The 12,687-nt window shown below is 60.9% G+C and carries 9 protein-coding genes; all 9 read left to right on the top strand.

What is annotated here, in order from left to right; genetic code table 11:
- The first annotated feature begins 28 nt into the window (after window positions 1-28).
- Entirely contained in the window at window positions 29-2,743 is a 2,715-nt protein-coding gene (locus PLO63_11385) for an SDR family NAD(P)-dependent oxidoreductase (protein HOI74734.1), read from the top strand.
- A gap of 19 nt (window positions 2,744-2,762) precedes the next feature.
- On the top strand, window positions 2,763-3,971 hold the full coding sequence (locus PLO63_11390; GenBank protein HOI74735.1) for an acetyl-CoA acetyltransferase: 1,209 nt from the start codon (window positions 2,763-2,765) through the stop codon (window positions 3,969-3,971).
- A gap of 141 nt (window positions 3,972-4,112) precedes the next feature.
- Window positions 4,113-5,255, top strand: a complete 1,143-nt coding sequence (locus tag PLO63_11395; protein ID HOI74736.1) for an acyl-CoA dehydrogenase family protein — start codon at window positions 4,113-4,115, stop codon at window positions 5,253-5,255.
- A gap of 13 nt (window positions 5,256-5,268) precedes the next feature.
- Window positions 5,269-6,450: a CaiB/BaiF CoA-transferase family protein gene (locus PLO63_11400; protein HOI74737.1), complete on the top strand. Its 1,182-nt coding sequence runs from the start codon at window positions 5,269-5,271 to the stop codon at window positions 6,448-6,450.
- An 83-nt stretch (window positions 6,451-6,533) separates the two neighbouring features.
- On the top strand, window positions 6,534-7,007 hold the full coding sequence (locus PLO63_11405; protein HOI74738.1) for a MaoC family dehydratase N-terminal domain-containing protein: 474 nt from the start codon (window positions 6,534-6,536) through the stop codon (window positions 7,005-7,007).
- 9 nt (window positions 7,008-7,016) lie between these two features.
- The gene (locus PLO63_11410) at window positions 7,017-7,469 is read left to right on the top strand and encodes a MaoC/PaaZ C-terminal domain-containing protein (protein ID HOI74739.1); all 453 of its coding nucleotides are present in this window, start codon (window positions 7,017-7,019) and stop codon (window positions 7,467-7,469) included.
- A 205-nt stretch (window positions 7,470-7,674) separates the two neighbouring features.
- Window positions 7,675-9,540, top strand: a complete 1,866-nt coding sequence (locus PLO63_11415) for an acyl-CoA dehydrogenase (GenBank protein ID HOI74740.1) — start codon at window positions 7,675-7,677, stop codon at window positions 9,538-9,540.
- A 160-nt stretch (window positions 9,541-9,700) separates the two neighbouring features.
- Entirely contained in the window at window positions 9,701-11,359 is a 1,659-nt protein-coding gene (locus tag PLO63_11420) for an ATP-binding protein (protein HOI74741.1), read from the top strand.
- Window positions 11,360-11,693: 334 nt separating this feature from the next.
- A complete protein-coding gene (locus tag PLO63_11425) occupies window positions 11,694-12,656 on the top strand; it encodes a 3-keto-5-aminohexanoate cleavage protein (protein HOI74742.1) in 963 nt (320 codons plus the stop codon).
- Window positions 12,657-12,687 lie beyond the last annotated feature (31 nt).

Consider the following 12,687-nt stretch of genomic DNA (forward strand, 5'->3'; position numbering starts at 1 on the left):
AATACACGTGAATGAAGGAGGTAAGACAATGGTCGGTATTACATCATTTGGAGCCTATATCCCCCGCCTGAGATTGGACCGGATGGCAATCTACCAGGCCATGGGCTGGTTCGCGCCGGCGCTGATCAGCGTCGCCCAGGGCGAGCGCTCCATGTGCAATTACGATGAAGACAGCCTCACCATGGCGGTCGCGGCGGCTCAGGACTGCCTGATCGGCAAGGACAAGAAGAAAATCGACGCGGGTTATCTCTGCTCGACGACTCTCCCCTTCAGTGACCGGCAGAATGCGGGAATCCTGGTGACGGCACTGAATCTGCGGAGCGACATCAACACGGCGGACTTCACGTCCTCCCAGCGGGCAGGGACCACAGGCCTCCTGACGGCTCTTGACGTTGCGAAAGCGGGCAACAGGAAGACCATCCTGGTCGCCGCTTCGGACAAGCGCCACACCAGGACGGCCGGCTTCTATGAAATGTGGTTCGGCGACGGCGCGGCGGCCCTGATGGTCGGCAGCGACGATGTCGTGGCAGAATTCAAGGGTTCCTACAGCGTCACGTACGACTTCGTGGACCATTTCCGCGGTTCCTGGTCTGAGTTCGACTACACCTGGGAAGAGCGCTGGCTCCGTGAGGAAGGCTACTCCAAGTTCATCCCCGAGGCGGTCGGCGGCCTCATGAAGAAGCTGAAGATCACCATGGACGACGTCCAGAAACTCGTCTTCCCGTGCATCTTCAAGGCTGAGCACCGGTCCATCGCGAAGAAGCTCGGCGCCTCGGCAGACAAGCTCGTCGACACGATGCATGAGGTCTGCGGGGAAACCGGCACGGCCCATGCCCTTCTGATGTTCGTATCGGCCCTCGAAACGGCCAAGCCGGGCGACGGAATCCTGGTGGCCGGCTTCGGCCAGGGATGCGACGCCATGTACTTCAAGGTGACGGAGAACATCACGAAGCTCGCCGCGAGGGCGGGCGTGAAGGGTTCGCTGGCCAAGAAGAAGACGACTGATAACTACATGAAGTTCCTCAAGTTCCGCGAGCTGATCGATCCGGAGACGGGCATTCGGGCGGAGGCGCCGGTCCAGACGGCCATGACGGCCCTGTGGCGGAACCGCAAGATGATCCTCGGCATGGTCGGCGGCAAGTGTACGGCCTGCGGGACGCCCCAGTTCCCGCCGGCGGACATCTGCGTAAACCCCGCCTGCGGCCACGTGGGGCCCATGGACGATTACGAGTTCGCAGGTGTTCCGGCGCGAATCAAGAGCTTCACCGGCGACCTTCTGGCGGTGTCGGTCGACCCGCCGGCGATCTACGGCCTGGTGCAGTTTGAGGGCGGCGGCCGCTTCGTGGCCGACTTCACCGACTGCGAGCTGAACGACCTCAAGGTCGGAATGCCCGTGACGCTGTCCTTCCGCAGAAGGGTTGCCGACAAGGCGCGAGGCTTCTCCCAGTATTTCTGGAAGCCTGTGCCCCAGACCGACTGGATTCCCGAGGTCGACTTCCAGGGCCGGGTAGCCATCGTGACGGGCGCCGGCGCCGGTTTGGGACGGGCCTATGCACTGGAACTGGGTCGCCGTGGTGCGAAGGTCGTGGTGAACGACTTCGGCGGCGCCCGGGACGGCTCTGGTGCGGGTGCGGCAGGGCCTGCAGACTTGGTCGTCAATGAAATCAAGGCATTGGGCGGCGAAGCCGTTGCCAATTACGACAATGTGGCCACGCCTCAGGGTGGCGAGGGAATCGTGAAGACGGCCCTCGATGCTTTCGGCAAGGTCGACATCCTGATCAACAATGCGGGGATCCTGCGCGACAAGGGTCTTCTCAAGATGGAGCCGGAAAACTGGGCGGCCGTCCTGGCGGTCCACCTGAACGGCGCCTACAACGTGACGCGTCCCGCCTTCAAGGTCATGCGGGAGAACGGGTACGGCCGGATCGTCATGACGACGTCCGCGGCGGGCCTGTACGGCAATTTCGGCCAGACGAACTACTCCTCGGCCAAGCTGGGGCTGGTCGGCTTCATGAACACGCTTAAGGCAGAGGGCGGGAAGTACAACATTTTTGTCAACACGGTCGCGCCGATCGCGGCATCCCGGTTGACGGAAGACGTCATGCCGCCGGAGATGTTCAAGAAGATGAGCCCCGATTATGTTGCCGGTCTCACGATTTATCTCTGCTCCGAGGACTGCAAGGAGAACGGAAGCATTTTCAACGTGGGCGCCGGATACTACAGCCGCGCGGCCATCATGACCGGCCCCGGGGTCACACTGGGCGAAGCCGGGAAAGTGCCGACGCCGGAGGACATCCGCGACAACTGGGACAAGATCAACAACATGGCCGGTGCGAAGTACTACGGAGAGCTGAATGCGGCCATCATGACGTTCCTCATGCCGCCGGCACCGGCTGGCAGCGAGGCGCCCAAGGCTGGTGGTGCCATGGACGTCAAGGGGATCTTCGACAAGATGCCGTCCGCATTCAACGCAGCCGCGGCTGCCGGTAAGGATGTGGTCTTCCAGTTCAACATCTCCGGCCCGACGGGCGGTGATTGGTTCGTCACCGTGAAGGACGGTGCCTGCACGGTATCGGCGGGAAAGGTCGACGGCGCTACCACTACCATCGGCATGGCCGACGCGGACTTCGTCGACCTCATCACCGGCAAGCTGGACGGCATGAAGGCCTTCTCCGCCGGCAAACTGAAGGTGAGCGGCGACATGATGAAATCCCAGCTCATCGGCAAACTGTTCAAATTCTAACGATTGGGGAGGTACTACCATGGCTACGGGAATTAGAGACAAAGTCGCGATCATCGGTATGGGTTGCAGCCGGTTTGGAGAGCGATGGGATATGGGAGCGGAGGGCCTGATGGTCGAGGCCTTTCAGGAAGCGATCGCCGATGCCGGGATCGAGAAGAAGGAAATCCAGTCGGCCTGGTTCGGCGTCTGTATGGACGAGGTCAATGTCGGCAAGGGCTCGCCGTCCATGAGCGTTGCCCTTCGCCTGCCCAACATCCCCGTTTCCAGGATGGAGAACTATTGCGCCACGGGAACAGAGGCTTTCCGCGGGGCGGTGTACGGTGTCGCCTCGGGTGCCTATGACATCTGCCTGGCGCTGGGCGTCGAAAAGCTCAAGGACACGGGGTACGGTGGACTTCCCGCGTGGGGTGCTACGGCGGGGAGCCTGGTCTGGCAGTGGTTTCCCAATGCGACGGCGCCGGGCCTGTTCGCCCAGCTCGCATCGGCTTATGTGGCCAAGAACCGGATCAAGAACGACGACATCAAGCGGGCCATTGCCCACGTGTCGGTGAAAAGCCATGCCAACGGTGCCCTGAATCCCAAGGCCCACCTGCGGAAGGCGGTTACGATGGACCAGGTCCTGGGTGCCCCGATCATTGCCTGGCCCCTGGGCCTGTTTGACTGCTGCGGTGTCTCCGACGGATCGGCCTGTGCGATCGTCACGACCCCGGAAATCGCCAAGAAACTCGGGAAGAAGGACATTATCACCGTCAAGGCGGTCCAGTTATCCGTCAGCAACGGTTATGAAGGCGGCTTCAACGAGTGGGCCGGTGACCATTTCGTCACGGCGAGCAAGTGCAGCACCGCTGCATACAAAGAGGCCGGTATTACCAATCCGAAGGAAGAGATCAGCATGATCGAGCTCCACGACTGTTTTTCCATCACGGAACTGGTCAGCTACGAAGATCTCCACATCTCCGAGCCGGGCCAGGCCTGGAAGGACGCCCTGGACGGCATGTACGACCGGGACGGCAAGGTTCCGGCGCAGATCGACGGCGGCCTCAAGTGTTTCGGCCATCCGATCGGTGCCTCGGGACTCCGGATGATCTACGAGATGTACCTGCAGCTGCAGGGAAAGGCAGGGGAGCGCCAGCTGAAGGATCCCCGTTACGGCCTGACGCACAATCTGGGCGGATTCCCCCACCAGAACGTGTGCGCCATCTCCATCATCGGCAAGCTCGGTAAATAAGTTCCCATCCGTTACACCCTGCCCGGGGTGAAGGGGTCCGTCCCCGAGCCCCGGGCAGGCAACCCGGACACGAAAGACACGGTATCCGCAGCAATCCACATTGCTTTCTGAATCATCGGCATTTCGTCAAGGAGACAACGTATGGACATTCTCAATTACACGGATGAACACAAGATGTTCCGCGACACCCTGCGGAAGTTTGTTGCGAACGAGCTGATTCCGCATGTCGAGGAGTGGGAGGAGGCCGGCATTGTTCCCCGGAGCGCCTGGCAGAAGATGGGGCAGCAGGGATTCCTGGGTACGTCGGTTCCCATGGAGTACGGCGGACCGGGGGCGGATTTCCTGTACTCGGTGATCGTCAACGAGGAAATGGCCCGGGCGAATTTCTGGGGGCTCACCGCCTCCCTGCACAGCGACATCATCGTTCCCTACATCCTTTCCTTTGGATCCGAGGATCACAAGCATAAATATCTCCCCGGCTGCGTTACCGGAGACTGCATCACCGCCGTGGCCATGACGGAGCCCAACGCGGGGAGCGACCTGGCGGCCATGAAGATGACCGCAGCGGAGAGCGGGGACTCCTTCATCCTGAACGGGCAGAAGACCTTCATCTCGAACGGGATCAACTGTGACCTGTGCGTCGTGGCCGCCAAGGACCCGGCGGAAAGCAACCCCCACAAGGCGGTCGACCTCTTCCTCGTCGAAGCCGGAACGCCCGGGTTCGAGAAGGGCCGGCAGATCAAGAAGGCGGGCTGGCACAGCCAGGATACGTCGGAGCTGTATTTCACGGACTGCCGGATCCCGAAGAGCAACCGGCTGGGAGACAAGGGTACGGGCTTCCTGAAGCTGATGCAGAAGCTCCAGCAGGAGCGCCTGGTCCTGTCGATCGGCGCCGTTGCCGCCGCCGAGTTCATGCTGGAATACACCATCAAGTACTGCCAGGAGCGGCCGGTGTTCGGAAAGCCGATCTCCAAGTTCCAGCACAACCAGTTCGAGCTTGTGGAGATGGCCACGGAAATCAAGATCGGCCGGACCTTCGTTGACAAGCTCGTGGCCGACCACATGGAAGGGAAGCAGATCATCATCGAGACGTCCATGGCCAAGTACTGGATCAGCGACATGGCCAACCGCGTCGCGGATCGATGCCTCCAGCTTCACGGAGGATATGGCTACTGCGACGAATACCCCATCTCCCGCTCTTGGCGGGATCTCCGGGTGACCCGGATCTTTGCCGGCACCAACGAGATCATGAAGACCATCATCGCCCGGTTCATGGGCCTGTAGGAGGCGCGATTCCATGTCGGGACCCCTGGAAGGCCTTAAAATTCTGGATTTTACGACGCTGTTGCCGGGGCCGTACGCCACGATGACCCTCGCCGACCTGGGGGCGGATGTCCTGTCCGTTGTCTCCGGGAGCCGGCCGGACCTGACGGCCTTCCTGCCGCCGTTCCTGCCGGGAACGGACCTGTCCGTCGCCTCGGCCTACCTGGGGCGGGGCAAGCGGTCCCTGACACTGAACCTCAAGGATCCCCGGGCAATCGAGGTTGTCCATCGCCTGCTGGAAAGCCATGACATCATGATCGAGCAGTTCCGTCCCGGGGTCATGGCGAAATTCGGACTGGCCTACGGTCAGTTGGCGGAGAAGTTCCCCGCCCTGATCTACTGCTCCCTGACGGGATACGGACAGACGGGCCCGTTCAAGGACAGGGCCGGCCACGACATCAACTACCTGGCCCTCTCGGGACTCATGGGCTACGCGGGACGAAAGGAAGAAGGACCCGTTCCGATGCCCATGCAGATCGCCGATGTGGCGTCGGGCTCCAATCACTCCATCATTGCGATCCTGGCCGCGGTCATCCACCGGTTGAAGACCGGGAAAGGCCAGTATCTGGACATCTCCATGACGGACGGGGCGGCCGCCTTCAATGCCATGGCCGCCGCGGCCTGCCTGGCGGTGGGAGAGGAGGTCGGGAGGGAGGGCTTCATCTTGAACGGCGGGTCCCTCTACGATTTCTACCGGACGGCGGACGGCGGCTATCTCGGTTTCGGGGGCATCGAGCCCCAGTTCTTCAGCGCCTTCTGCCGGGCCATCGGCCGTCCGGACCTGGTTGCCGGCGGTGTCGTGCCGCCGGATTGTGCAAAGGTAAAGGAAGAGATCCGGGCGATCTTTGCAAAAAAGACGCTGTCGGAATGGGAAGCGATTTTCGCGGAGACGGACGCCTGCATGGAGCCCGTCCGGTCCCTGTCGGAGGCATTCGACAGCGACCTGGCAAGGGATCGGGGTTGGGTGGCCGAGGTCGCCCTGCCCGACGGCCGCGCCGTGAGGCAGCCCGCCTGTCCCATCAAGTTTTCTGAAACGCCGCCCCATTACCGCCGTTCCGGGGTGAAGGCGGGAACAAACAACAGGGAAGTCCTTCTCGGCCTGGGGTACGGCGAGGAGGAGATCGACGGATTCGAAAAGACGGGACTCTTCTCATAGCGAGGGGAAGGAGGGCGTCCTCGCCCTCCCATTCCCGTCGGTAACAAAACACCCAAGAAGATCAAACAGAATGGGAGGTTCACATGGCAGACAAATCGAAGTTGGGACTGGAGTTTCCACCCTACGTCTACGAAGTGGAAAGGGGGAAGATCGCCGAGTTCGCCATCGCCATCTCGCAGAAGGAAAGTAAGAGCCAGATCAAGCAGATCTATGCTGACAGCGCGGCGGCAAAAGCGGCGGGCTACAAGGACGTGATTCCCTCACCTACCTTCCAGACGTGCTTCGCTCTGTGGGGTGGGGAGGGACTGATGCCCATGATCCAGGCGATCAACATCAACCTGGGCCGGCTGCTTCACGGCGAAGAGGAGTATGAATACCTGGCGCCGATCTACCCGGGCGATGTCATGACGGGAGTCACCAAGGTGGTGGACATGTACGACAAGGAAAAGAAGGGCAAGCCCGGGAAATTCATGGAATTCACGGTTCTGGAGACGGAAATCAAGAATCAGCGGGGCGAGGTCGTGATCCGGAATCGTACGACCCTGGTTGAGAGATAGGAGGAGGCTATGACGAAAGCATTGACGTACGAGAGCATCAATGTCGGCGACGCGATGCCGACGTTCACATCGGACCCCATTACGCGCACGCATATCGTCCGCTATGCCGGCGCCTCGGGAGACTTCAATCCCCTGCACCACGACGAGACGTTCGCCAAGATGTTCGGCATGCCGCGGATCATCTCCCACGGGATGCTCGTGATGGGCATCACGGGGCGCGCCATCACGGAGTGGATCGACGACAAGAACCTGCGCAAGTTCGGCGTCCGGTTCTCCGCCATGACGGAACCCATGGACCTGGATGACCCGGGCTCCAAGGACAGGGCGACGATCATCGTGACCGGGACGGTCGTCGAAAAATTCGAGGAAGCCGGCGAGAAGAGAATCCGCTGCGAGATCCAGTCGGCGGATGCCACCGGCAACGTCAAGATCATGGGATCGTTCGTGGCGGCCGTTTCCTGAGAACCCCCTTGTCACTGCTCCCGTGCCGCATCCGGGAGCGGTGACGCCTTTTTATTCAGATACGACGATCCCGGGAGCAATTTGATTTTCAACCGCCGTATGCCGTATCCGGAGAATGGATTCGCCCGGCGGCCGTCCGCGGCTGCGGAACGGAACGGGAGCAAATTGCCGACGGCCGGGAAGCCTGTTGTATTGTGGAGGTAATATGGCGAGTTTGATTTTGGATCGACGGGATCAGATATTTGTCCTGCAGGAGATGCTCAAGACGGAAGACCTGTGCGGGATGTCGAAGTGGGCGGATTTTTCGCAGGAAACGTTCGAGATGGTGCTGAAGGAAGCGGAGCGCCTGGCGCTGGACGTCGTTTTCCCGACCCTGGTGTCGGGAGATCGGGAAGGCTGCCGGCTGGAAGACGGCCAGGTCCATGTGCCACCGTCCTTCCAGCGCTGCTTCGACGTATACCGGGATGGCGGCTGGATCAACATGGGGGTGTCACAGGACGCCGGCGGCCAGGGATTTCCCTATTCGATCACGGTGGCGGCCAAGGAGTGGTTCATCCATAACTTCTCCTTTTTCGTCTATCCGGAGCCGGCACAAGCGGCCGCTCACCTGATTGAAGTTTTCGGCACGGACGCCCAGAAGAAGAAGTACATGGAAAAGATGTACGCCGGGATCTGGGGCGGCACGATGGCCCTGACGGAGCCCTCCGCAGGGTCCGACGTGGGCAACCTGAAGTGCAAGGCCATCCGGAAGCCCGACGGCACGTTCCGTCTCCAGGGGACGAAGCAGTTCATCACCGGGGGCGATCATGACCTGACGGAAAACATCATCCATCCCGTCCTGGCCCGGATTGAAGGAGATCCCCCGGGGACGGGCGGAATCTCCATTTTCCTGGTACCCAAGTACATCGTCAACGACGACGGGACGATGGGACGCCGGAACGACTATTCGATCGGCGGCATCGAGCACAAGATGGGACTGCACGGCAGCTCCACCTGCGTCATGAATTTCGGCGATAACGGAGACTGCTACGCGGAGCTCCTGGGCAAGGAGCGCGAAGGAATCAAGGTCATGTTCCAGATGATGAACGAGGCCCGCATCGGCGTGGGACTCCAGTCACTGGCCGCCGCATCCATGGCCTACCTGCACGCCCTCCAGTATTCGAAAGAGCGGCTGCAGGGCTCTTCGCTTCTCAACATGAAGAATCCGGAGGCCCCCAGGGTCCCGATCATCCAGCACGCCGACGTCCGGCGGATGCTCCTGTGGATGAAGGCGCACGTCGACGGGATGCGCGCCATGCTGTACTATACGGCCTACTGCCTGGACCGCGAGGAGGGCATGGAATCGGAGGCGGACCGCGAGAAGTACAAGGGCATCATGGAGGTCCTGACGCCTCTCTGCAAGGCCTACTGCTCGGATATCGCCTTCCGGGTCACCGAAATCGCCATCCAGACCTACGGCGGTTACGGTTACTGCGCCGAGTATCCCGTGGAGCAGCTCATGCGGGACATCAAGATCGCCTCGATCTATGAGGGGACGAACGGCATCCAGGCACTGGACCTGGTCGGGCGCAAGCTCGGCCAGAAGAAGGGCCTCTACTTCATGAGCCTCCTCGGCGAGATGAACGCGACCGTGGCGAAGTACCAGGCGAATGAAACCTTGAAGCCGCTGGCCGCCGACGTGCAGCAGGCGGTGAACACCCTGGCCGAGATGGCCATGTATTTCGGGGGCAGCGTCAAATCGGGGAAATTCATGGTCCCCATCAGCAACGCCTACCCGTTTATGATGGCGATGAGCAAGATCGTCATGGCCTGGTTCCTTCTGTGGGGAGCCGGCATTGCCGAGGAAAAGCTGGAGTCCATCTGTGCCGCGAAGAAGGTCGATGTCAAAGATAAAGCGAAGCTTGCGGCCCTGGCCGGGAGCGACTCCGAGGCGGCTTTCTACATCGGCAAGGTCGAGGAGGCAAAATACTTCATCAACCACGTCCTGCCGGAAGTGGATGCGACCGTGAAGGCGATCAAGAGTGAAGATCTCTCCATGCTCGACATTCCGGAGGAAAGCTTTGCGGTCTAACCCGCATACAGTGTTCATCTGTTCTCAGGGGTTGCCGTCCGGTCCACAGTGAGGTATCGGTTTAACGGCAGTTCCAGGTTTCAGAGAGGGCGGGAAGCCTTCCCGGTGAAGGCTTCCCGCTCTGCATTCGTTTTCAGCGTCTTCCCTGTCGAGGTGTGCCATGAGGGGATTGAAGACGGAGCGCGCGGCTCAAAACCATGGATTATCCGACCAGCTGAACCTGAAAAACACCCTCCTCAGCCATATCCACGATCTCACCTCCCTGTTGACCGAAGCCCCCGATCTCGACCAGGTGTTTCACGAGATCCTGGATCGCGCGATGGCGGCCCTCCATTTCGACCGGGCGGTCATCATGCTCCTGAGCGAGGACGGGGCAAAGCTCAGGTGCCAGTGCGTGAAGGGCTTCACGGAAGACGGGGAGCGGCACGCCCGGAGAACCCCCCTGAGCATGGACCGCCACGACTGTTATGAAACAAGGGTCATCCGGTCGGGTGTTCCCCTGTTCATCCAGAACGCCTCGGACGATCCCGATGCCACGGCCCTGGATCAGGCCATCAACCAGATTCATATCCGCCAGGGTCAGGAGCGGCAGAGCCTCATCTATGTGCCCCTGAAGCACAAGGGGAAAATCCTGGGCTTCATCGGCGCGGACCGCTACCGGACGCGCATCGAGATCACCCAGGACGAAATCGAGGCCCTCGTCATCTTCGCCAACCAGGCCTCCATCGTCATCGAAAACGCCCGCCTCTACAACAAGCTGCACGAGAAGCAGGTCCTTCTCGAAGGCGTGATCAAGTGCTCCGTCGACGGCATCGTCATCAGCGACATCAGGGGCAACATTCTCCACTTCAATCCCCGGGCGGAGGAGATCCTGGGGATCTCGGAGGACGATGCCCGCAAGATTCTCGCGCAGGAGTTGTCGGATCTCGACGATGACGAACGAACCCGTCTCTACAACGTCTTCAAGCGCCAGGAGCACATCAGCCATTACGAACGGACCTACCAGCGCAAAGACGGCAAACGGCTGGTCTTGAACCTGAGCTGCTTCGCCATCGTGGACGAGAACCGCGGAACGCTCGGTGTCGTCTCCGAAGTCACCGACGTCACGGAAAAGAAACGGATGGACGACTACCTGGTGCGGGTGGAGAAGTTCGCCGCCCTCGGCCACGTCGCCTCCGTGATCGCCCACGAGATCCGCAACCCCCTGTCGGGGATCGCCACGACGGTTCAGAATCTGGAGATGGAATACGAGGATGACAGTCCCCAGAAAAAGGACCTGCAGAGCATCATCGGGGAGGTCGACCGGCTGGAAAAGATGCTCCGGGAGGTCCTCGATCTCGCGAGGCCCCTGCCGCTGCAGATGGAGGAAGTGGAAGTCGTGGACCTCCTGGCCTCCACGATCGCACTCCTGAACAAGGAGGCGGTGAAGAGAAAGATCACGATCCGGAAGGACTTCGATTGCCGCTCCATGACGATCAATGCGGATCCGCAGCGGCTCCGGCAGGTGTTCCTGAATCTGACGCTCAACGCCATCGAGGCGATCGGCGGGCAGGGCGAGATCGTCGTCAGCACGGCGGCCGTGCAGACCCATCCCGAGCGAAACAGGCGGATCGTGATCAATTTCAAGGACACCGGTGTCGGCATCCCCGTCAGCCACCTCAACAAGATCTTCGATCCGTTCTTCACCACCAAGAAAATCGGCACCGGTCTCGGCCTTGCCGTCTCCCACCGGATCATCCAGGATCACAACGGCATGATCGAGGTCGAAAGCCACGAGAAAAGGGGGACGAATTTCCGGATCACCCTTCCTGTGGCATAGCGATCCGTTTTCATCCACTTTCTGGGCCGTATTCATCCGAGCAAACCAAATTCCAGTATAATCGATTCGTTGCAGTTGTCTGGCCGGTGCCGCCCAGCCTGAAGCCGGTGCGGCTGGGTTAATTTCATACAGCACCGCCTTTCCGATTCCCGAAAGGACCGGTTCTGCAAACCCGCATCCACTCGAGCATCCGCGGAACGAAGCGCATCGCGGGCCTCTTCTTGTCAACGGCATGCCCCTTGCTCTTCAAAGGGTCGTCAAGGTGTATCCCGCAAGGCTCCGGGCGCCAGCCGACGGAGCGTGCTCGACCAAATCAAACGACCGGAGGTGCCGTATGAAGAAGGAGGATTACATCTGGGATTATCGGAATCCGTACGAGTGGATGACCAGGACCGCCATGGGGAAACTGCCCCCGATGATCATCACCTGCGCCATGACGGGCGGCGTACAGGGCAAGGAGATGAACGAGAACCTGCCGGAGACGGCGGAAGAGCAGGCCGATGCGGTTTACGAGGCGTACAAGGCCGGGGCCGTCTCCGTCCACCTCCATGCCCGCGTACCGGATAATCTCTCGATGACCTCGTCCAATGCCGAGGACTATGCGCGGGTCAACAAGCTGATCCGGGAGCGCTGCCCCGACATCATCATCAACAACACGACGGGCGGCGGGCCCTGGCTGACGACGGAACAGCGGATGTGCTGCCTCTTCGCGTCCGAGCCCCCGGACATGGCGAGCCTGAACCTGGGACCGTTCATGCTCAAGATCCCGCTGAAGGACCGGAAGCCGCCCCTCGCCAATCCGCGCGACGGCTACATGTTCGACGCCTGCATTCCCTGCTCCTACACCGACGTCAATCTCTACGCCAAAACGATGAAGGAGAAGGGGATCAAGCCGGAGGTGGAGATCTACCATCCGGGGCAGTACTGGGTCCTGCAGGACCTGATCCGCGAGGGCAACATCGATCCCCCCTTCATGATCCAGTTCGTCATGGGGTTCCAGACGTCGTCCTATCCGACCCCCGCCAACGTCCTGTCTTTCATCAACGAGATGCCCTCCGACTCGATGTTCGCCGTGATCGGGACGGGAGTTTTCCAGATCCCCATGAACGCCATGGGCATCATGCTGGGCGGCCATGTGCGTGTCGGCATGGAGGACAACCTGCATTTCAGGAAGGGCGAGAGGGTGAAGAGCAATGCCCAACTCGTCGCGCGGGTCAAGCAGATGGCCGAGATCATGAACCGCGAGGTGGCGACGGTCGCCCAGGCCCGGGAGATGCTCGGCCTGCCCAAGAAGTGACAGCGATGCGGTGAAGGCGCGCCTTCGCGGG

This window comes from Syntrophales bacterium, from assembly GCA_035363115.1.
Classification (GTDB): Bacteria; Desulfobacterota; Syntrophia; order Syntrophales; family PHBD01; genus PHBD01.

Coding starts and splice junctions, on each gene's coding strand:
- PLO63_11385 (HOI74734.1), top strand. CDS start 29: ATGGTCGGTATTACATCATTTGGAGCCTATATCCCCCGCCTGAGATTG.
- PLO63_11390 (HOI74735.1), top strand. CDS start 2,763: ATGGCTACGGGAATTAGAGACAAAGTCGCGATCATCGGTATGGGTTGC.
- PLO63_11395 (HOI74736.1), top strand. CDS start 4,113: ATGGACATTCTCAATTACACGGATGAACACAAGATGTTCCGCGACACC.
- PLO63_11400 (HOI74737.1), top strand. CDS start 5,269: ATGTCGGGACCCCTGGAAGGCCTTAAAATTCTGGATTTTACGACGCTG.
- PLO63_11405 (HOI74738.1), top strand. CDS start 6,534: ATGGCAGACAAATCGAAGTTGGGACTGGAGTTTCCACCCTACGTCTAC.
- PLO63_11410 (HOI74739.1), top strand. CDS start 7,017: ATGACGAAAGCATTGACGTACGAGAGCATCAATGTCGGCGACGCGATG.
- PLO63_11415 (HOI74740.1), top strand. CDS start 7,675: ATGGCGAGTTTGATTTTGGATCGACGGGATCAGATATTTGTCCTGCAG.
- PLO63_11420 (HOI74741.1), top strand. CDS start 9,701: ATGAGGGGATTGAAGACGGAGCGCGCGGCTCAAAACCATGGATTATCC.
- PLO63_11425 (HOI74742.1), top strand. CDS start 11,694: ATGAAGAAGGAGGATTACATCTGGGATTATCGGAATCCGTACGAGTGG.